The following is a 21289-nucleotide window of genomic DNA, read 5'->3' as shown; positions in this document are numbered from 1 at the left end:
AAACAGCGTCGCGTCCTTAGCATTGTTCCCGGAGCCCACCATGCGTCTGCTGCTGTTCGCATTGCTGCTGCTCTGCGCAAATAATGCCCGCGCCGACCCACACCGCATCTTCATTGCCGGCGATTCCACCGCCGCCGACTACGGTGCCGAGCGCGCCCCGCAGGCCGGCTGGGGCCAGGTGCTGCAGGAGTGGTTCGACCCGGCGCAATGGCAGGTGCGCAACCACGCCAAGGGCGGCCGCAGCACCCGCAGCTTCATCGCCGAAGGGCGCCTGGACGCCATCGCCGGCGAACTGCAACGCGGCGACATCCTGCTGATCCAGTTCGGCCACAACGACGCCAAACACGAAGATCCCAGCCGCTATGCCGATGCGCAAGGCGACTATCAGCAGTTCCTGCGCCGCTATATCGCCGCCGCGCGCGGCAAGGGCGCCACGCCGATCCTGATCACGCCCGCCGCCCGTCTGCTCTACGACTTCGGTGCGCTGCTCGACACCCACGGCCGCTACACCCTGGCCATGCAGCAACTCGCCGCGCAGGAACGCGTTGGCCTGATCGATCTCAATGCCAGTTCCAGCGACTGGATCCGTGCCCTCGGCGAACAGGCGGCCAGACCGTATTTCCTGTTCGTCCCCGAGCAAGGCAAGGCCGACGGCACCCACTTCAGCCGCGCCGGCGCCACCGCCGTGGCGTGCCTGGTCGTGCATGGCTGGGTGCAGCTGCAACCCGATCTCACGCCACAGCTGCGCCGCGATGCCGATTGCGGCGCAGCCGCCGACACCACCGCCAAACGGGCGGCGCAGGCGCATCCCTCGCTGGTGGTGCACGAACGCGATCTCGCACGCCCGCGCCTGTCCGGCAGCGGGCGCCCGCCTCACGCCTTGTCGATCCCGTAGTGATGCAGCCCCAGCCGGGCCAGTTCGCCGGAGCGGCGGTAGTAGACCTCTTCCCAACCCTCCACGCGCTGGCGGTCGGTCTCGCTCATCGCATCGAGGATGTCTTCGATGCTGAGCAGGTTGGGATCTTCTTCCAGGCGTTCGAACACCGCGCCCAGGCCTTCGATCGCCTGGCGCGCCTGCGCCGCACCCATCGCGCCCAGTCCCTGCACTGCGTCACGCCGGGTGGCGGCATCCCAGCGGTCGAAATAGCGTGCATAGCCGCTCTCGCTCATGTCCGCATCCAGCCGCGCCAATGCCACGAGCTCGCGCTCGCCCGGCGACAAGGCATCCCTGCGTCCTCGCAGCGCGGTCAGTTTGGCTTGCACCCGTGCGCTGCGACGGCGCCACAGCAATTCGGGCATGTTGAGCAGCCCCTCTGCCGTGGGCGGCGCCACTGCCGGCCAGTTCACCCCGAAGCCGTCGTCGGTGAGTTGCCATTGCGCGCGCAGCGGCGGCGATGCCTTCAACAACAACCGATGCGCCTGGATCGGCTCGTCGATGCGGATGCCGTTGACCAGGGTGAACAGCAGGCGGGTGTCGTCCAGCTCCAAGCGCCGGATGCGAAGCTGCGTCAGGTCCATTGAGCGAAGGCGGTGTGGGGAGGTTTGACCATAGTGCGCGTCGGCGGTGGTGTCGAGTCGGTGCAGCGGATGCGGCGGTGAGGCAGCTGCGCTCGCGCGCCGATCCTGGATCGACGCGATCCAGCGCCGTCCCACGCACCCCTCACACGTCGCCGTCGCGACTCCAGCCGTCGCCACTGCCGCGCTGAAGAACCTGATCGGTGTCCAGCACGTCGCCGGCCGGCACCTGCGCCTGCTGCGCAAGATCGGCATAGATCGGGGTGAAATCCGGCGCGGTGGCGTGCATCAATTGCGCAAAGCTGTCGATGACGAAATAGGTCTTCTGGAAGCTGTCGATGCGGTAGCGCGTGCGCATGATGCGCTGCAGGTCGAAGCCGATCCGGTTGGGCACCGGCGATTCCAGCGAATGCAGCGATTCGCCCTTGGACGACACGATGCCGGCGCCAAAGATGCGCAGCCCCTGCGGCGTGGCGATCAGGCCGAATTCGACCGTGTACCAATACAGGCGGGTGAGATTCTGCAGCGCGTCCGCGCCGATGCCGTGCGCCTTGACCCCGCCACGGCCGTAAGCCTGCATGAAGTCGGCAAACAGCGGATTCATCAGCAGCGGCACGTGCCCGAACAGGTCATGGAACAGGTCTGGTTCGGCGATGTAGTCGATCTGATCGGGGCGGCGGATCCACCATGTCACCGGGAAGCGCCTGTTGGCCAGATGCTCGAAGAAATCCAGCTCCGGCAGCAGGCCCTGCACGCCGACCAGGGTCCAGCCGGTGGCCGCCCGCAGCACCGTATTGAGCGCATCGAATCGCGGAACGTGGGTCTCGCCCATGCCCATCGCATCCTGCGCCTGCAGGAACTCGTCGCAGGCGCGCCCCACCAGCAGCGCGCGCTGGCGGCGATACAGGGTGCCCCAGGTGGCGTGGTCGTCGGCGCTGTAGCCATCCCACGGCTGCTCGACCACGGCGGTGGTGTAGACCGGCACATAGCCCTTGTCGGTGAGCTGATTCTCGACGCGTTGCGGTGCGATGTTCATGCGGCGGCAGTTCCCGATGATCAGCGCTCACCTTAGCCCGACGGCCGCGCAACGGGATTGCGAATCTTGCGTGTCCAGTGTTTGCAGGCGCAAGATTCGTGCGTCTTCCTCTGCTGCTGCGCAACATATGGACCAGCCAATCGCCCTGGACCGCACCGATCTGCGCCTGCTCGCCCTGCTGCAGACGCAGGGCCGCAGCAGCAATGCGGAGCTGGCGGTGCAGGTCAATCTGTCGGCTTCGGCCTGCCTGCGCCGCACCCAGCGGCTGGAGGCGGCCGGCATCATCGCCAGCTACGGCGCGCGCCTGGATGCCAAGGCGCTGGGGCTGGGGCTGCAGGCCTTCGTGCGGGTGCAGCTGGAGCAGCACGGCCAGGCCGATATCGAACATTTCGCCGACGGCGTGCGCGGCTGGGACGAGGTGGTGGCCTGCTGGGCGCTCACCGGCGACATGGATTACCTGCTGCAGGTGCAGGTGCGCGATCTGGAGCATTTCTCGCGCTTCCTGCTCGACCGCCTGCTCAATGCGACCGGCGTGTCCGACGTCAATTCCAGCTTCGTCCTGCGCACGGTGAAGGCGCCGGAAGGCCTGCCGCTCTCGCATCTGGGCTGATCCGGCGGGATGCAAGGCAGGGCGCGCGCGCAGTATGACTTGCCTCTCAAACGATAACGATTTACATTTGCGTAACATCCGGCCGCGTCCGGCATGTCTTCTCGCCGATCCGCCAGCCCTGCGGGGCCAGCCAGCTCGTCGCCCGAGTGGGACGCGCCGCGCATGCCTGCGCTTTTCTTCCCCGCGACGCCACGCGTCCCGCACCGATCGATGAGAAACCCTCCAATGCCCGCGATTTCCGCTCCCCTGGCCACGTTGTCCGCTGCCTTGCTATGCGCGTTGGCGCTGACGCCCTGCGCTGCCCGTGCCGCCGATGCCGCCGATGCAAGCAATGCCAAGACGCTGGACCAGGTCAACGTCAACGGCGCGGTGAGCCGCGCACAGCCGGCCACCACCACGCGCCTGCCGCTGACCCTGCAGGAAACGCCGCAATCGGTCAGCGTGATCGGGCTGCAGCGGCTGGAAGAGCAATCGCTGTTCAGCATCGACGATGTGATGCGCAACGTCACCGGCGTCAACGTGTCGTTCTACGACACCCAGCGCCCGTTGTATTTCGCACGCGGCTTCCAGATCACCGACTTCCAGGTCGATGGCCTGCCCACCTACAGCGGTGCGACCAACCAGGAATACGACACGGTCTTCTACGACCGCATCGAGGTGATCCGCGGCGCCAACGGCCTGCTCACCGGCGCCGGCATTCCCTCGGCCACGGTCAACCTGCTGCGCAAGCGCCCGGGCAAGGACTTCGATGCCTCGTTTGCGGTGAGCGCCGGCACCTGGGATTTCCGCCGCATGCAGGCCGACGTCAATGCGCCGCTGACCGAAGACGGGCGCTGGCGCAGCCGCGTGGTCGCCGCCTGGCAGGACCGCGACTACTACTACGACCGCTACCACGACAACAAGATGTCGGGCATGGCGGTGCTGGAAGGCGACCTGACCGACAGCACCACGCTCACCGTCGGCTATCAGCGCCAGGACAACACCCCCGTCGGCTCGACCTGGGGCACGGTGCCGTTCTTCGCCGCCGATGGTTCGCCGGCCAACCTGCCGCGTTCGACCAACATGGCGCCCAAGTGGAGCCGCTGGCAGCGCGAGACCAGCACCGCTTTCGCCAACCTGGAGCAGCGCTTCGGCGAGGACTGGCTGCTGCGCGTCAACTACGCGCACACCAAGGGCGATGTGCAGAACCTGCGCGTCTACGGCACCGGTTATCCGGCCGCCGATGGCAGCGGCATGTTCCTGCGCACCGCTGCCGGCGAAACCAGCGACGCGCGCGATGGCGTGGACGTGTACCTGTCCGGCGGTTTCTCGTTGTTCGGCCGCCAGCACGATGTGGTGGTCGGCGGCAGCTGGCAGGATCTGCAGTCGACCTCCTATGGCGTCGCGCAGACCTATCCCGCCGACTGGGCCACCTGCGGCAGCGAACGTTGCTATTTCATCCCCGACATCCGCAACTGGGATGGCGATATCCCAGAGGTGACCTATGCGCGCAACGGCCGCCGCAGCGAGGCGCGCACCACGCAGCGTGGCGTGTATGCCTCCACCCGGTTGCGCCTGGCCGACCCGCTGTCGCTGATCGCCGGCGCACGCCTGAGCTCCTGGGAAACCCGCACCCAGGCCTTCAATGCCAGCGGCGCCTACACCGGCACCAGCGGCCGGTACGAGGTGAGCGACGAAGTCACCCCGTATGTGGGACTGGTCTACGACATCGTGCCGGAGGTGTCGCTCTACGCCAGCTACACCGAAATCTTCAACCCGCAGAATTACCGCGACAAGGACAACAACCTGCTCGCCCCGGTGGAAGGCTCCAACCTGGAAGCCGGCATCAAGGCGCAGCTGCTCGACGGCCGTGCGATGGCCACCGCCGCCGTGTTCGAGGCCAAGCAGGACAACTTCGCCGTGCGCGACATGACCCAGCCGGAATCCTCGCTGCCGGACGGCAATTCGGCCTACATCGGCATCAACGGCACCAAGAGCCGTGGCTGGGAAATGGATTTTAACGGCGAGATCCTGCCCGGCTGGACCGTCAATGCCGGCTTTACCCACGTCAAGGTGACGCGCCCGCCCACCGCTGCGATCTACGCCAACCTGCCCGAGGATTACCTGCAGCTGTCCACGCAGCTGCGCCTGCCCGGCGCCTGGGAGCGCCTGAGCATCGGCGGCGGGGTCAGCTGGCAGAGCGCGGTGCGCGGCTTCAACATCGCGCGCCCCACCGGCGACGGCACCGGCGCCACCACGCCGGTGACCGTGGTGCAGAACCCCTACGCGCTGGTGCATTTCAACGCCAACTACCGCATCAGCGAGCAATGGACCGCCACGCTGGCGGTACGCAATGCCTTCGACAAGACCTACTGGGCCAACCTGGATTACCAGAACTACGGCGAGCCGCGGTTTGTCAGCGTGTCGTTGCGTTGGCGCTATTGAGGCGTCGCCGATGACGTCCGGGGTTGATGCGTTGCCGGTGAAGTCCAGGGGTTACTACGGGTAAGGCCTCGCGGCCAGGGCCGCTCCTACAAGAGCGGCGCTGGCCGTGCCGACGTCGCGCCGATACACCCAAAGACCGCCGCACCCTCGTAGGAGCGGCCCCGGCCGCGACCCCATCCCGACACGCCCCAGCGCACCGAAAAGAACCGCCGCACCCCTGTCCGGCATCCGCTCGGTGCATCAACACAAGGCATCCAACAACGCAGTCGCCCCACGCGTCGGCCCTAACAGCGCGCGTCTCGAAACAGGCACCCCGCGCCCGCTCAGCTCCGCATGACCTCGCGCGACACCCGCATCAGCTCCGCATGACCTCGCACTGCATCCGCCTCACGGCGCCACGCAGGCCTCGTCCTTGCCGCGCAGTTTCTGCCAGCGCGAGCGCTCTTGCAGACAGCGGCGATACGCTTCCGCCTTGGCGGCGGCAGCCTGCTCGGCGGCGGTGCGGGTGGCACTGCTGCGCTGCGCCTGCAACTGCGCGATCTTGGCGCGGATCTGCGGCATGGCCGCCATCGCGGCACGCTCGCCTTCCAGGATGGCCGCGCCACGCTGGTTGAAATCGGCCGAGCCGATGTCGTTGACCTTGGGGCGGATCACCACGTCGGCACGCTTGAGTTCGGCCTCGCCCAGGCGCTGGCCCATGATCGAGATCGACTGGTTGACGGTGCCGAGCAGATCGCCGGGATTCCTGCCGCTGGCCTTGCTGGAAATATCCACCGCCACCACGAACTCCGCACCGAGCTGGCGCGCCGCATCCACCGGCACCGGGCTGACCACGCCACCGTCCACATAGTGGTATTGGCCGATGGTCACCGGCTCGAACACGCCGGGGATGCTGCTGGACGCACGCACCGCCTGGCCGGCATTGCCGCGCACGAACACGGTGCGCTCGCCGTCTTCCAGCCGCGTGGCGACCGCCGCGAACGGCTTGCGCAACTTGTCGATCGGCTTGCCGCCGAGCTGCTCGTTGACGTAGTCCTGCAGCTTCTGGCCCTGCACCAGGCCGCCGGAGAAGATCCGCACGTCGCGGATGCTGGTCTGGTCGAGCGCAACGGCCTTTTCCTGCATCTGGAACGCGTCCATGCCGCTGGCATACAACGCCCCGACCACGCTGCCGGCGCTGGTGCCCGACACCACCACCGGCGCAAAGCCGTTGGCCTCGAGCATCTTGATCACGCCGATATGCGCAAAGCCCTTGGCCGCGCCGCCACCGAGCGCCACGCCGATCTTCACCGGCTTGACCGTGCCGGCAGACGGTGCCTGCACGACCGGCGCCGGTGCCGCCGGTCGCGGTTCGCCACCGCAGGCGCAGAGCAGACCGAGCAACGACATCAAGGCGAGAGAGCGGGGGCGGCGGAGCGCGGTCATGGCGAAAACGTCGATGGGAAAGGCGAGGGAGAATACACGCGTGCCGTCACGGCGGCGCTGATGGTTGGCGTGCGTGGAGATTGTTCAGAACGGCATCGTTTGCAGGCGTTGCACTGCCTTGTCCCGGCAAGAAGGGCGAGCCGGTTCATTCGGGCGATGACCGCAGCCACCTGCACGGGCCAGGGGCGCGGAGCGGGGGGAGGTTAAGAAGCGAGGCCACATGGGATCGCAGCAGGCTTCGTCGGTCCCCTCATCCGGCGCGACGCGCCACCTTCTCCCGGCGGGACAAGGGTGCCGGCACGCCCGCCTGCCGCTTCACCCCTTCAAAACCGGTTATCGCCATCCAGCAACCGCCCCAGGCCGCCCAGCACCGAGCCTTCGCCGCGTTGCTGGTCGCCGGCCTGCGGGGCGGCGGCCAGCATGCGACCGGCCATGCGCGAGAACGGCAGCGATTGCAGCCACACCTTGCCAGGGCCGGTCAGGGTGGCCAGGAACACGCCTTCGCCGCCGAAGAACATGCTCTTCAGCCCGGCGACGCGGCGCACGTCCATGTCCACGCCGGCGTGGTAGGCGACCACGCAGCCGGTGTCCACATCGATGCGTTCGCCGGGGCCGAGTTCGCGTTCCACCACGGTGCCGCCGGCATGCACGAAGACCCAGCCGTCGCCTTCGAGCTTCTGCATGATGAAGCCCTCGCCGCCGAACAGGCCGGTGAGGATCTTGCGTTGAAACGCGATCCCCAGCGACACGCCGCGCGCGCCGGCCAGGAAGCTGTCCTTCTGGCAGATCAGTTGCCCGCCATGCTCGGACAGGCGCAGCGCCAGCACCGTGCCCGGATAGGGCGCGGCGAATGCGACCCTGGCCTTGCCGCTGCCGGCATGGGTGAACACCGTGGTGAACATGCTCTCGCCGGTGACCACGCGCTTGCCGGCCGACAGCAGCTTGCCCATCAAGCCGCCGCCGCCGCTCTGGCCGGCATGCGAGCCGTCGCCGAACACGGTGTCCATCTGCACCGCGGCGTCCTTGTACATCAGCGCGCCGGCCTCGGCGATGGCGCTTTCGCCCGGGTCCAGCTCGACCTCCACGAACTGCATGTCGTTGCCGACGATGCGGTAGTCGATCTCGTCGGCGCGCCCGGCTGCGCCGGTCAGCGGGGGCGGCAGGCCGCTGCCGCCCTGCAGCTCGGCCAGCTGGCGGGCCGGCGTCCAGCCATCGAGTCCGTCGCGCCAGGCCAGCGCGTCGGGCTGGCGCTGGGCATGCGCGCGGGCGCTGGCATCGTCGAGCGGGCCGATGCGATCGGCCTGTCCGGGAACATGCAAGTACCACTGGGCCATCGGGACGACTCCTGTCTGTGCGTGCGACGAGTCTAAGCGCAGCCGCCACCAAGGCGTCCCGTGTCCAAGGTCATGCCTGGAGGGCGCGGTTGGGCGCGGTTGCGGCCTGTCCGGAGCGCGTCGCTGACGCAATGCCGGGTGTCGTCTCGCAGCTTGCGCAAGGCGTGCGGCCCGCGCGCTGCGGGCGGGTGGCCCTTACTCGCCTACCGTCGCCCAATAGCGCTCGCCGTCGCGCTGCACCCGCACCGGGCCGCCGAACACGTCCGACAGGCGGGCGTCGGTGAGCAGCGCATCGCGCGGGCCATCGGCCACGACGGTGCCGGCACGCAGCAGGATCACCCGTGCGATCTCCGGCACGATTTCCTCGATGTGGTGGGTCACCAGGATCAGCGTGATGCCTTGCCGGGCCAGGTGACGCATGCTGTCGAGCAGGTGCTGGCGCGCCACCAGGTCCAGGCCGGTGGACGGCTCGTCCAGCAGCAGCGCCTGCGGCCGATTGACCAGCGCACGTGCGATCAGCACGCGGCGGGTTTCGCCGGCCGACAGTTCGGCAAATTGCCGGTCCAGCAACGGCAAGGCGCGCGCCAGGGCCAATGCCTCACGTGCCCGTGCGCGCATGTCGTCGCTGATCTCGCGGTGCGGTGGCACCACATAGCTGGCGAAGAAACCGGACAGCACCGCGCTTTCCACATCCAGCCCCGGCATGTCGGCCAGGTTGACGCTGAGGTCGCCGGTGACGATGCCCAGCTGCGCGCGCAGGCGATCCAACTGCCAGCGTGTCTGCCCGAGCACTTTCACCGCCGCCTGGCCATCGGCGCGCACCAGCGGATACAGCTCGCGGGTGATCAGTTTGATGAAGGAGGATTTGCCGCAGCCATTGGGGCCGAGGATGGCGGTGTGCTGCCCCAGCGCAATACGCAGGCTGAGCGCATGCAGCACGCGCACCTGGCCGCGCATCACGCTGGCCTGGTCGAGCTCGATCAACGGAGTGGGGTTCGCAACAGCAGCAGGATCGGTGGACATCTCGGCAGTAACCGTCATACGGGTGACATCAGGCGCAGTGGGGAAAGGGACGTGTGAACCGCTTTAGGAATGCAGGGCGACCCCTACGCATCCGAAGGGTGAAGTTTGCCGCCATCGCCCCCATCATGTCTCTAACAACCAAATCAATGGCGCCGCTGTGGAGATGCCGATGTTGTCCGACCCGATCATCGACGTTCTGACTTCCGGCGTGGCCGGGCTGGGCGTGTGGGGCATGCTGGCGGTGCTGCTGGTGTTCACCCAGGTCACCATCTTCGCGGTGACCTTGTACCTGCACCGCAGCCAGGCCCATCGCGGTGTGGACTTCCATCCGGTGGTGGCGCACTTCTTCCGCTTCTGGACCTGGCTGACCACCTCGATGATCACCCGCGAATGGGTGGCGATCCATCGCAAGCATCACGCCAAGGTCGAGACCGAGGAAGACCCCCACAGCCCGCAGACCAAGGGCATCAGCCAGGTGTTCTGGCGCGGCGTGGAGCTGTACCGCGAAGCGCGCGCGCAGCGTGCCGACATCGAGCAGTACGGCAAGGGCGCGCCCACCGACTGGATCGAGCGGCATCTGTACACCCCGCATGCCAACGCCGGCCCGATCGCGCTGCTGGTGATCAACGCGGTGCTGTTCGGTTTGCCCGGCATCGCGTTGTGGGCGATCCAGATGGCGTGGATTCCGTTCTGGGCCGCCGGCGTGGTCAATGGCCTGGGCCACTGGTGGGGCTATCGCAATTTCGAGTCGGCCGACACCTCCACCAACCTCACGCCATGGGCGCTGTGGATCGGTGGCGAGGAACTGCACAACAACCACCATGCGTTCCCGAGCTCGGCGCGGTTTTCGATGCGGCGCTGGGAGCTGGATATCGGCTGGGTCGCCATTCGCGGGTTGCAGGCGATCGGTCTGGCCAAGGTGCTGCGCGTGGCGCCGTCGCTGGACATCCGCCCCAACATCGCCGTGCCCGATGCCGACACGCTCAAGGCCTTGCTCTCGCATCGCTTCCAGGCCATGACCGATTACCAGCGCAATGTGTTCACCCCGGCGTTGCGCGAAGAAGCTGCGGCCACCGGCGCCAAGTTGCGGCAACTGTTGCCGCGGCGGCTGCGCAGGGGCCTGGTCGATGACGGACGTTGGCTCAAGCCCGATGCGCGTGCGCAACTGCAGCGCTGGGTGGCCGAGCGCCCGCGCATGCGCACGCTGGTCGAGTACCGCGCACGTCTGAGTGCCGTACTGGAAGCGCGCAGCCACGATGCGTCCGAACGGCTCAAACATTTGCAGCAGTGGTGTCACGAAGCCGAAGCCAGCGGCAATGCTGCCTTGCAGGCCTATGCAGCGCGGCTGAAGGGTTATGCGCTGAGTGGCGCGTAATCGTGGTGGCACGCGTGCTGATGTGCGCGTGCGTGGATCGTATGGTTCGATCGCACGCGGACTGCTGACGGCGTGCGTCGTGTGCGCTCCGGGTTTTTCTATGCAAGCGCATGCCCAGGTGCAGGACAGCCAGCAGTACCTGCAACGCATGGATACCGATGGCGATGGCCGCGTCAGTCGCGATGAGTATCTGGCCTGGATGAGCTATGCCTTCGACCAGCGCGACCTGGACCATGACGGCGTGCTGCAGGGTGACGAACTGCCTGGCCGCCGCGGCACGCCGATCACCCGCGCCGCGCATCGCGCCACGCTGATCGAGCGTTTCGCGCGGCAGGATGCCAACGGCGACGGTTACCTGAGCGCGCGCGAGTTACTGGCGCCGCCGCGCTGATGCACCTTCGCGCGTGTCTGACGCTGCATTCGGCAAGCTCGAGCGCATGTTCACTCTCGACCAAGTCAGCCGGCGCTACGGCCAGGCCATTGCCCTCGACACCGTCTCGCTGCATTTCGCCAGCGGCATCACCACGGCCCTGATCGGCCCCAGCGGCGCCGGCAAGTCCACCGTGCTGCGGATGCTGGTGGGGCTGGAGTGGCCGGACAGCGGCACGGTCGCCTTCGATGGCGCGCCGCTGCGACGCGCCGGCCTGCAGGCGCAGCGCCAGCGCATCGGCTATGTGATCCAGGAAGGTGGGCTGTTCCCGCATCTGGATGCACGCAGCAACGCGGTGTTGCTGGCGCAGACGCTGGGCTGGACGCGGCAGCGCATCGACCAACGCCTGCAGACCCTGTGCGCGCTCTGCCAGTTGCCGCCGGAGCTGCTGGCGCGTTATCCGGCCGAGCTGTCCGGTGGTCAGCGCCAGCGCGTGGGCTTGATCCGTGCCCTGATGCTGGATCCACCGGCCTTGCTGCTGGACGAACCTTTGGGCGCACTCGACCCGATCGTGCGCTACGACCTGCAAGCGCAGATGCGCGCGCTGTTCGCCCAGCTCGGCAAGACCGTGGTGCTGGTGACCCACGACGTTGCCGAAGCCGCCTACCTGGCCGACACCCTGGTGCTGATGCGGGCCGGCCAGGTGGTGCAGCAGGGCAGTGCGCGCAGCCTGCTGGAACACCCGGCCGATCCGTTCGTGCAGCGCTTCCTCACCGCGCAGCGCAGCATCGGCGACGCCGCATGAGCGCGCGCGTGCTGTTCGCCGTTGCACTGCTGATCGCAAGCGTCGGTGCGCAGGCCGCGCAGGTGACGATCGGCTCGAAGAACTTCACCGAGGCCGTGCTGCTGGGCGAGATCGCCACCGCCGCCGGGCAGCGCGACGGCGTGGACGTGCACCACCGCGCGCAGCTCGGTGGCACGCGCATCCTGTGGCGCGCGTTGGAGACCGGGCAGATCGATGCGTACGCCGAATACACCGGCACGCTGGCGCAGGAACTGCTGCAGCTGCCCAAGGCCAGCCAGGCCGAACTGCGCGCCGCACTGGATGCACGTGGGTTGGCGATGACCGACTCGCTCGGCTTCCAGAACACCTATGCCTTCGGCATGCGCGTCGAGCGCGCGCAGGCGCTTGGCATCGCATCGATGTCGGATCTGGCACGGCATCCGGCGCTCAAGATCGGCCTGAGCAACGAGTTCATGCAGCGCGCCGATGGCTGGCCGGGGGTACGCGCCGCCTATGCACTGCCGCAGACCGCGACCGGGCTGGATCACGATCTGGCCTATCGCGCGCTGCAGAGCGGGGCGATCGAGGTCACCGATCTGTACAGCACCGATGCGGAAATTCCGTATTACCGGTTGCAGGTGCTGCGCGATGACCGCCGCTATTTCCCCGACTATCAGGCGGTATTTCTGTATCGCAAGGAGCTGGCGCAGCGCTCACCGGCGATGCTCAAGGCGTTGCAGGGGCTGCAGGGCCGCATCGACGAGGCGACCATGCAGCGGCTCAACGCACAGGTGAAGCTGGAGCGTCAGTCCGAGGCATCCGTTGCCGCGCAGTGGCTAGGCGTTGCGCCCGCATCGGCAGCCGACTCGCGTGTGGCGCGTCTGCTGCGGCATACGCGCGAGCATCTGGCCCTGGTCGGCATCTCGTTGGGCTTTGCCTTGCTGATCGCGTTGCCGCTGGGCGTGCTGGCGGCTCGGCGGCCGCGGCTCGGGCAGGTGGTGCTGTCGTTGACCGGCGTGCTGCAGACCTTGCCGTCGCTGGCGGTGTTCGTCTTCATGATTCCCTTGTTCGGCATCGGCGCCAAACCGGCGATTGCGGCGTTGTTTCTCTACAGCCTGCTGCCGATCGTGCGCAACACACATGCCGGGCTGACCTCGATCCCGCGCGAGTTGCGCCAGACCGCCGAGGCGATCGGGCTGCCGGCATGGACGCGCCTGTGGCGGGTGGAACTGCCGCTGGCGCGTCGCACCATCGTGGCCGGCATCCAGACTGCGGCGGTGATCAACGTGGGCACCGCCACGCTGGGCGCGTTGATCGGCGCAGGCGGCTACGGCCAACCGATCCTCACCGGCATCCGCCTGGACGACATCGGCTTGATCCTGGAAGGCGCGATTCCTGCGGCGGTGCTCGCAATGATCGTGCAGGCGGTGTTCGAAGGCCTGGAGCGCTGGGTCACCCCGCGTGGACTGCGCATCCGCCAGCGCGGCTGAGCCCGTAGGAGCGGACCCGGCCGCGACGGGGCGCTATCGGGTAAGCCCAATCGCGGCCTGGTCCGCTCCTACGGTTAGGCGGTTGGCAGCGCTGCGATCAGGGTTGAGAGTGCATCCTCGGTGACATTGAGGTGCGGTGCGATACGTAGACGTCCGTGTCGGCGTGTGCAGATCGCCCTGCGCGCGCCGAACGCCGTCGCCACCGCATCCAGCTGATTGGCTGGCGGCTGCAACGCGGTCAGATGCGCCGCGTGGGCGGGCGTGCACCAAATGCCCAGACCGCGTGCCTGCAGCGCCGCATCCCAGCGCGCGGTGAGCGCGCCCAGCGCCTGCGCGATGCGCGCCGGTTGCCAGGCAGCGACCTGCTGCAAGGCCACCGTCGCCATCGCGATCCTCATTGGATCGGCAACGCCGCCGGCATCGAACCGGCGCGCACCGCTGCGATAGGACGGCGTCTGGGCGACCGGAAATTCCCAGCTGCTGCCCGCATCGCGGCCGATCCAGTGTTCTTCGATCGGCACGCCGTGCGCCCGCCATTGCGGGGCCACCCACAGCCAGGCCAGCCCCATCGGCCCCAGCAGCCATTTGTGGCCGACGCTGACCACGAAGTCCGGCCGCCAGCGCGGCAGGTCGGTCGGCAGCACGCCCAGGCTCTGGCTCAGATCCAGCACCAGCGCCGCACCGCGTGCGTGCACCGCGGCGCTGATGCGGTCCAGATCGAGCTGTCGTCCATCCAGCCAGTACGCATGCGGCAACGTGACGATGCGCAATGCAGGTGTCTGGGCAATGGCCTGCAGCACCGCCGCGGTCAAGGCATCGCCACCGGCCGTGGATACCGCCACGATGTGCGCACCCACCTCGGCACAGCGGCGTTGCCAGATCAGCAGGTTCGAGGGGAACTGGCCTTCCAGCAGCAGCACCGCCTCGCCGCGTTGCAGCGGCAGGTTGCGTGCGGCAGTCGCCAGGCCGTGCGCGGCCGAGGGCAGCATTGCCACGCCGTCGGCATCGGCGTCGAACAGGCCTGCAGCGAGCGTGCGCAAACGCTCGATGTCCTGCAGCCAGGCATCGAACGGCAGCTGCCACGGGGTGGCCAGCGCATCCACTGCCTGATGCGCGACCGCTTGCACCGCGCGCAGCAGCGGGCCGCGCGAGGCGGCATCCAGATAGGTGATGTCGGCAGGTAACGCAAATGCCTGCTGGCGGCGTTCCCATTCGACGGGCGCGGGGAGCAGGCTGGACAGAGAAAAAGAAGACATGGCGACAGCTTACCGCTGGCTGCCACGCTGCCGACACGGCGCGTTCACAGGCGCTCCTCAAGCATATGGCGATGTCTGCACTCTCATCTCTGCTGGGCCACCACCAGCAACAGCAGCTGACGCTGCTGGAACGCTACGCGCAGACCCGCGCGCTGAGCGATCGCCTCGCCGCACCCCTGAGCGCTGAAGACGCAATGGTGCAGAGCATGCCCGACGCCAGCCCCAGCAAATGGCATCTGGCACACACCACCTGGTTTTTCGAACGCTTCGTGCTGCAGGCCGATCCGGCCTACCGCGTGTTCGACCCGGCCTGGGATTTCCTGTTCAACAGCTACTACCAGAGCGTGGGCCCGATGCATGCGCGCGCGCGTCGCGGAGTGTTGTCGCGGCCGTCGTTGCAGCAGGTGCGCGACTACAGGGCCGCAGTCGATGCGCAGATGCAGCAGCGCCTGCGTGACGGGGTGTTGGACGCGCAGGCTTGCACTATCGTGCAGCTCGGCATCCAGCACGAGCAGCAGCACCAGGAATTGCTGTTGACCGACATCAAGCATGCGCTGTGGAGCAACCCGCTGCAGCCGGCGTACCGCGACGCGCCCGCACCGCCTGCTGCTGTCGCCAGCACGCTGCGCTGGCAGGCGCGCGACGAACAGATCGTGGAGATCGGTGCGGCGGCATGGCCGCAGGCCGACACCTTCGCCTACGACAACGAGTCGCCGCGTCACCGCGTGCTGGTGGGCGCGCATGCGTTGGCGCATCGGGTGGTCAGCAACGCCGAGTTTCAGCAGTTCATCGATGCCGGTGGCTACCGCAATGCCGGCGCCTGGCTCAGCGACGGCTGGGCGATGGTGCAGGCGCAAGGCTGGCAGCATCCGCTGTATTGGGACGCGGACGGACGCGAGTTCACCCTGGATGGCTGGCGCCCGCGCGATGCGCATGCGCCGGTATGCCATCTGAGCCTGTTCGAAGCCGACGCCTTCGCGCGCTGGGCCGGCGCGCGCCTGCCCACCGAAGCCGAGTGGGAACAGGCCGCCACCGGTGTGCCGGTGCAGGGCAATTTCGTCGACACCGACGCGTTGCATCCGTGCGGCGCCGACGCGGTGGATACCGGCCTGCAGCAGCTGTTCGGCGACGTCTGGGAATGGACCGGCAGCGCGTACCTGCCGTATCCCGGCTTTGCGCCATGGCCCGGATCGCTGGGCGAGTACAACGGCAAATTCATGAATGCGCAGTGGGTGCTGCGCGGTGGCAGCTGTGCCACGCCGGCCAGCCATATCCGCGCCAGTTACCGCAACTTTTTTCCCTCCGATGCGCGTTGGCAGTTTGCCGGCGTGCGCCTTGCCAAGGATCTGCCTTGAACGCCGCCGCCCATGCCATGCAACGCGCGCACGCCGCGCTGACCGACCTGCGCCCGCAACCGGACGACATCACGGCCGACGCGCTGGCCGGCCTGTCGCAAACGCCCAAGACGCTGCCGTCGAAGTATTTCTACGATGCGCACGGCTCGCAGTTGTTCGAAACGATCACCCGACAGCCCGAGTATTACCTCACCGGCACCGAACTGGCGTTGCTGGAGGCCAGCATGGCCTCGATCGCGCAGGCGATCGGCGCTGGCGTGCACGTGGTCGAATACGGCAGCGGCAGCGGGCGCAAGACCGAATTGCTGCTGCAGGGCCTGCGCGATGTGGTGGCCTATACGCCGCTGGAAATCTCGCGTACCGCCTTGCTCGACAGCACCGCGCGGCTGGCACAGCAGTTCCCGCAGATCCAGATGCTGCCGGTGTGCACCGACTTCACCAAACCGCTGCAGCTGCCGCAGGCGCAACGCCCGGCGCGCCGGCATCTGGTGTTTTTCCCCGGCTCGACGCTGGGCAATTTCACCGATGACGCCGCCGTCGAGTTGCTGGATGCGATGCGCCAGACCATGGGCAGCGACGGGTGCGCCCTGATCGGCATCGATCTGGACAAGGATGCCGGCCTGATCGAGGCCGCCTACAACGATGCGGCCGGCGTCACTGCCGAGTTCACCTTGAATCTGCTGGCGCGGCTCAACCGCGAGATCGGCAGCGACTTCGATCTGGCAGGCTTCCGCCACCACGCGGTGTATGCGCGCGAGCGCGGCCGGATCGAAACCTTCCTGATCAGCCAGCGCGCACAGCGCGTGCGTGTGGGCGGCCAGGAGTTCGCCTTCGCCGAGGGCGAGGCGATGCAGGTGGAGTACAGCTACAAGTACACCGACGCGCGCTTTGCCAAACTCGCCGCCGCCGCCGGGCTGAAGGTCACCCACGGCTGGAACGATGCCAAGGACTGGTTCGGCCTACGCGTGCTGCGCCCGCTCTGAGCTCCGGCGTCTGGCGTGCAACGGATCGACGACACGCAGATCGTCGCGACCATCCGCGCGCTGCTGGCGCGCCGGCTGCCGGAGCAATCGATCTGCCCGTCCGAGGTCGCCCGCGCGCTCGGCGATGACGAAGCGCGCTGGCGCGCCCTGATGCCGCAGATACGCACGGTTGCCGCGGATCTGGCGGGCAAGGACGTGGTGCAGATTACTCAGCGCGGCCAAGCGGTCGACCTGAGCACGGTGCGTGGCCCGGTCCGCCTGAGACGTGGGCAGCATTTCGAATGACGGGTGGGGCGCTGCATGCGCAGCGCTGCTCGTACGCGGCAGGGACAGGTTGCAACGCCGATCATGGCGCCGGCAGCGCATCCACGCAGCATGCGCTGGCCGATGTCATGCGCGAACGCGATCACTTGCCGCAGCAGCGCCCAGTGCGCGAGATCTGATTCACAACGCACCAGCTTGGCGTTGCAGCATTACCGACAACGCGCCAGCGGATCAGCGCGCAAGGTTCACACCGCAGCGCCAATCCGTCTGCCCTACGCCGCCTGCACCACATGCAAGGCCTTGGGATTGCGCCATTGCACCAGCAGCGCCGCTTCGCGTGCCCTGGCTTCCTGCAGGTGCGCGTGCTTGATATGCCCATAGCCGCGGATATGCTCGGGAATGCTGGCGATCTGCGCGGCCAGGCCGACGTTGTCGGCATCCAGCCGTTGCAGCAGCGTGTCCACCGTCGCCACGTAGTCGGCAATCAGCTGACGCTCGCCACGCCGTTCGGCGCTGTAGCCGAACACATCCAGCTTGCCGCCGCGCAGGAACTTCAGCCGCGCCAGCAGTTTGAAGGCAGTGAACATCCACGGCCCGTATTCGCGCTTGATCGCGTGGCCGTGCGCATCCTTCCTGGCCAGCAGCGGCGGTGCCAGATGGAAGCGCAGCGTGTAGTCGCCTTCGAACTGCTGCTGCAGCCGGCGCTGGAAGTCGCCACGCGTGTACAGCCGCGCCACTTCGTATTCGTCCTTGTAGGCCATCAGCTTGAAGAAGTAACGCGCCACTGCCTCGCTCAATGCGCTGCTGCCGGGCGCATGGTGCGCTTCGTGCGTGCGTACGCGCTCGACCAGGCTGCGGTAGCGCTGTGCGTAGGCGGCATCCTGGTAGTCGGTCAGAAACGCCACACGTCGCGCGATGGCTTCATCCAGCGACTGCGCCAGCTGCTCGTCGTCGAGCGGATGCGTCGCCGCATCGACATCGCCATGCAGCGTGTTGCCGTCGCTTTGCGCCAGCGCACGCGGCGCAGTCTGCCCGCCGAGATCGTGTTCTTCCCAGCTGCCGGGTGCGCGCGCTGGCGGCGTATCGCCTCGCGCGTGCACGAGCTCGCCACCCTTGCGCAGCCCCGCCGCCTGCTGCACCGCCGGCAGGTCGATCGCGGCCAGACGCCCCCACGCAAATGCCTGCTGGTTCATCGCCACCGCCGCGCCATTGAGCTCGATCGCGCGCATCAGCGCCGCATGCGACAACGGCACCAACCCGTGTTGCCAGGCATAGCCAAGCACGAACAGGTTGCTGGCAATCGCATCGCCCAGCAGCGCGGTCGCCAGTTGCGTGGCATCCAGCAACAACGGCTCCTGGCCGCCCAATGCGGTGCGCACGCCGGCGATGATCCCGGCAGCGGGGAACTGCAGATCCGGCTGGGTGGTGAAGTTGCCCGGCATCGCTTCGTAGGTGTTGAGCACCACCTGGGTGCGCCCGTCGCGCACCTTGGACAGGGCCCAGTAATCGTTGACCACCACCATGTCGCAGCCCAGCACCAGATCCGCTTCGCCGGCAGCGATGCGCACCGCGTGGATATCGGCCGGCAGGCGCGCGATGCGGATATGCGTGGTCACCGCGCCACCCTTCTGTGCCAGGCCGGTCTGGTCCAGCACCGTGGCGCCCTTGCCTTCCAGGTGCCCGGCCATGCCGAGCAGTGCGCCGATGGTCACCACGCCGGTGCCGCCCACGCCGGTGATCAGGATGTTCCAGGGCTGTTCCAGCGTGGTGCGTTGCGGCGGCGCGGGCAGGTCGTCCAGCAAGGCGCTGGCACCGCGCTGCTTGCCCTTGCGCGGCGCACCGCCATGCACGGTGACAAAGCTCGGGCAAAAGCCGGACACACAGGAATAATCCTTGTTGCAATTGGATTGGTCGATCTGCCGCTTGCGGCCGAATTCGGTGTCCTTGGGCAGCACTGACACGCAGAAACTCTTTTCGCCGCAATCGCCGCAGCCTTCGCATACCAGCGAATTGATCATGACGCGTTTGGGCGGGTCGATCAGCTTGCCGCGCTTGCGACGGCGGCGCTTTTCGGTGGCGCAGGTCTGGTCGTAGATCAGGATCGACACGCCCTTGACCGTGCGCAGCTGCTGCTGCACCGCATCCAGTTCGCTGCGATCGTGGAACGCCACCTCGCCGGGGAAGCGCTCGCGCCGGCGCGTCCATTTGCCGATGTCGTCGCTGACCACCGCAATGGTGTGGATGCCTTCGGCGCGCAGCTGGTGCGCGATATCCGGCACGGTGAGCGTGCCGTCCACCGGCTGCCCGCCGGTCATCGCCACCGCATCGTTGTAGAGGATCTTGTAGGTGATGTTGACGCCGGTGGCGACCGACTGCCGGATCGCCAGCGAGCCGCTGTGGAAATAGGTGCCGTCGCCCAGGTTCTGGAACACGTGCGGCGTCTCGGTGAACGGCGCCTGCCCCGACCAGGTCACGCCCTCGCCGCCCATATGGGTGAAGGTGTCGGTGGAGCGGTTCATCCAGGTCACCATGTAATGGCAACCGATGCCGCCCAGCGCACGCGATCCTTCCGGCACCGCCGTGGAGGTGTTGTGCGGGCAGCCGGAGCAGTAATGCGGCACGCGCGGAAACAGCGCGCGCGGCAAGGCCATTTCGGCCTCCTTGCTGTCCATCCAGCGCAGCCGGTGTTCGATCGACTCGGTCATCGCGCTGGACGGCAGCGCAAAGCGCTGGATGCGTTTGCCGATCACCGCCGCGATCGTGGCCGGTGTCAGCTCGCCGGTGGACGGCAGGATCCATGCGCCCTGCTCGTCGTACTTGCCGACGATGCTCGGCCGCGCACCGGCGCTGGCCGGCCAGTTGTAGAACAGTTCCTTCATCTGGCGCTCGATGAAGGCCTTTTTCTCTTCCACCACCACAATGTCGTCGAGCCCGCGCGCGAACGCGCTGATGCCCACCGGCTCCAGCGGCCAGGTCATGCCGACCTTGTAGACGCGGATGCCGATCTGCGCGCAGGCCTGCGCATCCAGGCCGAGGTATTCCAGTGCCTGCAGCACGTCCAGATAGCTCTTGCCGGTGGTGACGATGCCCAGCCGCGCATGCGGCGAATCCAGCACCACTTTGTCGATCTGGTTGGCGCGTGCGAAGGCCTGCGCGGCGGCGATCGCATAGCGGTGCAGGCGCATTTCCTGATCCACCGGCGGATCCGGCCAGCGGATGCTCAGGCCGCCCGGCGGCAGCGCAAAGTCCTCCGGCAACACGATGCTGCGTGCGAACGGATCCACATCCACCGAGGCCGACGATTCCACCGTTTCGGCGATGGTCTTGAAGCCGACCCAGCGCCCGGTATAGCGGCTCATCGCCCAACCGAGCAGGCCCATGTCCAGGATGTCCTGCACCCCGGCCGGGTTGAGGATCGGCATCATCGCGCTGACGAATTCCTCTTCCGAGCCGTGCGGCAGGGTCGAGCTGCGGCAGGCATGGTCGTCGGCGGCCAATGCCAGCACGCCGCCATACGGCGAGGTGCCGGCGGCGTTACCGTGCTTGAACACATCGCCGCTGCGGTCCACGCCCGGGCCCTTGCCGTACCACATGCCGTAGACGCCTTGCACCTTGGCACCGGGGAACAGGTTGGTCTGCTGGGTGCCCCAGACCATGGTGGCGGCCAGGTCTTCGTTGAGGCCGGGGGTGAAGGTCACCCCGGCCGCGTCCAGATGCTTGCGCGCACGCCACAGTTCCAGATCGAAACCGCCCAGCGGGCTGCCGCGATAGCCGCTGATGAAGCCGGCAGTCGCAAGGCCCGCGGCGTCATCGCGCAGGCGTTGCATCAACGGCAGCCGCACCAGCGCCTGCACGCCGGACAGGTAGATGCGCCCATCGGCGCGCGTGTACTTGTGCTCCAGCGTGTAATCCGCATCCACCCGGCCGAGCTCCGGCGTGTTGGCAGAGTCGGGAGAAGAGAGTGCAGCAGTACTGGTCATGGCGTGCCCGGAAAGGGTGGCTGGGACCCGGTGCATGTCATCTGAAACCAGATGACCCGCCCGAC

The 21289-nt window shown here is 67.6% G+C and carries 16 protein-coding genes and 1 pseudogene; 10 read left to right on the top strand and 7 right to left on the bottom strand.

The annotated features are described in order from the left end of the window. Nucleotides 1-40: 40 nt before the first annotated feature. Nucleotides 41-844: pseudogene (locus FHT08_RS12875) on the top strand (rhamnogalacturonan acetylesterase); the annotation flags it as partial. Nucleotides 845-873: 29 nt separating this feature from the next. Here FHT08_RS12875 and FHT08_RS12870 read toward each other — a convergent pair. Together FHT08_RS12870 and phhA are read right to left on the bottom strand one after the other, a co-directional pair. Beyond that, nucleotides 874-1518 carry a DUF4375 domain-containing protein gene (locus tag FHT08_RS12870; RefSeq protein ID WP_104606663.1) on the bottom strand — a complete coding sequence of 215 codons (645 nt, stop codon included), beginning with the start codon at nucleotides 1516-1518 and terminating at the stop codon, nucleotides 874-876. Between the two features lie 142 nt (nucleotides 1519-1660). After that, nucleotides 1661-2551, bottom strand: coding sequence for a phenylalanine 4-monooxygenase (gene phhA / locus FHT08_RS12865; protein WP_166775284.1), 891 nt, complete (start codon nucleotides 2549-2551; stop codon nucleotides 1661-1663). A gap of 127 nt (nucleotides 2552-2678) precedes the next feature. Here phhA and FHT08_RS12860 point away from each other — a divergent pair, with 127 nt between their 5' ends. Both FHT08_RS12860 and FHT08_RS12855 read left to right on the top strand, forming a co-directional pair. Further along, complete coding sequence (locus tag FHT08_RS12860) at nucleotides 2679-3161, top strand: Lrp/AsnC family transcriptional regulator (protein ID WP_166775283.1); 483 nt, start codon at nucleotides 2679-2681, stop codon at nucleotides 3159-3161. A 225-nt stretch (nucleotides 3162-3386) separates the two neighbouring features. Continuing rightward, a complete protein-coding gene (locus FHT08_RS12855; protein ID WP_166775282.1) occupies nucleotides 3387-5585 on the top strand; it encodes a TonB-dependent siderophore receptor in 2199 nt (732 codons plus the stop codon). A 387-nt stretch (nucleotides 5586-5972) separates the two neighbouring features. Here the strand turns inward: FHT08_RS12855 and FHT08_RS12850 are convergent, their stop codons facing one another. From FHT08_RS12850 to FHT08_RS12840, 3 genes are all read right to left on the bottom strand, one after another. Then, complete coding sequence (locus FHT08_RS12850; RefSeq protein ID WP_104538967.1) at nucleotides 5973-7010, bottom strand: patatin-like phospholipase family protein; 1038 nt, start codon at nucleotides 7008-7010, stop codon at nucleotides 5973-5975. Between the two features lie 323 nt (nucleotides 7011-7333). Beyond that, the gene (locus FHT08_RS12845; RefSeq protein WP_104538966.1) at nucleotides 7334-8344 is read right to left on the bottom strand and encodes a TIGR00266 family protein; all 1011 of its coding nucleotides are present in this window, start codon (nucleotides 8342-8344) and stop codon (nucleotides 7334-7336) included. A gap of 195 nt (nucleotides 8345-8539) precedes the next feature. Then, a complete protein-coding gene (locus FHT08_RS12840; RefSeq protein ID WP_166775281.1) occupies nucleotides 8540-9385 on the bottom strand; it encodes an ATP-binding cassette domain-containing protein in 846 nt (281 codons plus the stop codon). Nucleotides 9386-9536: 151 nt separating this feature from the next. On the opposite strand from FHT08_RS12840, the gene FHT08_RS12835 reads away from it, so the two are divergent. The 4 genes from FHT08_RS12835 to FHT08_RS12820 are packed head-to-tail and all read left to right on the top strand — an operon-like array spanning nucleotide 9537 to nucleotide 13386. Then, a complete protein-coding gene (locus FHT08_RS12835) occupies nucleotides 9537-10742 on the top strand; it encodes a fatty acid desaturase (protein WP_104606700.1) in 1206 nt (401 codons plus the stop codon). Beyond that, nucleotides 10732-11133 (top strand): calcium-dependent protein kinase 21, encoded by a 402-nt coding sequence (locus tag FHT08_RS12830; protein WP_104606667.1) that lies wholly within the window; start codon nucleotides 10732-10734, stop codon nucleotides 11131-11133. The genes FHT08_RS12835 and FHT08_RS12830 overlap by 11 nt, the downstream gene beginning before the upstream one ends. Nucleotides 11134-11179: 46 nt before the next feature. Further along, complete coding sequence (locus FHT08_RS12825; RefSeq protein WP_166775476.1) at nucleotides 11180-11917, top strand: ATP-binding cassette domain-containing protein; 738 nt, start codon at nucleotides 11180-11182, stop codon at nucleotides 11915-11917. Beyond that, a complete protein-coding gene (locus tag FHT08_RS12820) occupies nucleotides 11914-13386 on the top strand; it encodes a glycine betaine ABC transporter substrate-binding protein (RefSeq protein ID WP_166775280.1) in 1473 nt (490 codons plus the stop codon). Before FHT08_RS12825 ends, FHT08_RS12820 begins: the two co-directional genes overlap by 4 nt. A gap of 74 nt (nucleotides 13387-13460) precedes the next feature. Here FHT08_RS12820 and FHT08_RS12815 read toward each other — a convergent pair whose 3' ends face one another. Next, on the bottom strand, nucleotides 13461-14642 hold the full coding sequence (locus tag FHT08_RS12815) for an aminotransferase class V-fold PLP-dependent enzyme (RefSeq protein ID WP_166775279.1): 1182 nt from the start codon (nucleotides 14640-14642) through the stop codon (nucleotides 13461-13463). A 65-nt stretch (nucleotides 14643-14707) separates the two neighbouring features. On the opposite strand from FHT08_RS12815, the gene egtB reads away from it, so the two are divergent. From egtB to FHT08_RS12800, 3 genes are read left to right on the top strand one after another with little or no spacing between them, the layout of a single operon-like run. Further along, nucleotides 14708-15997 carry an ergothioneine biosynthesis protein EgtB gene (egtB, locus tag FHT08_RS12810; RefSeq protein WP_166775278.1) on the top strand — a complete coding sequence of 430 codons (1290 nt, stop codon included), beginning with the start codon at nucleotides 14708-14710 and terminating at the stop codon, nucleotides 15995-15997. Next, on the top strand, nucleotides 15994-16980 hold the full coding sequence (gene egtD, locus FHT08_RS12805) for an L-histidine N(alpha)-methyltransferase (protein ID WP_166775277.1): 987 nt from the start codon (nucleotides 15994-15996) through the stop codon (nucleotides 16978-16980). Before egtB ends, egtD begins: the two co-directional genes overlap by 4 nt. A 15-nt stretch (nucleotides 16981-16995) precedes the next feature. Continuing rightward, on the top strand, nucleotides 16996-17265 hold the full coding sequence (locus FHT08_RS12800; protein ID WP_104606671.1) for a DUF3253 domain-containing protein: 270 nt from the start codon (nucleotides 16996-16998) through the stop codon (nucleotides 17263-17265). Between the two features lie 251 nt (nucleotides 17266-17516). Here the strand turns inward: FHT08_RS12800 and FHT08_RS12795 are convergent, their stop codons facing one another. Then, entirely contained in the window at nucleotides 17517-21260 is a 3744-nt protein-coding gene (locus tag FHT08_RS12795; protein ID WP_208408977.1) for an indolepyruvate ferredoxin oxidoreductase family protein, read from the bottom strand. Nucleotides 21261-21289 lie beyond the last annotated feature (29 nt).

The sequence above is a fragment of the Xanthomonas sp. CFBP 8151 genome (assembly GCF_011761885.1).
Classification (GTDB): Bacteria; Pseudomonadota; Gammaproteobacteria; order Xanthomonadales; family Xanthomonadaceae; genus Xanthomonas; species Xanthomonas arboricola_B.
This window is presented reverse-complemented; position numbering and strand designations above follow the sequence as displayed.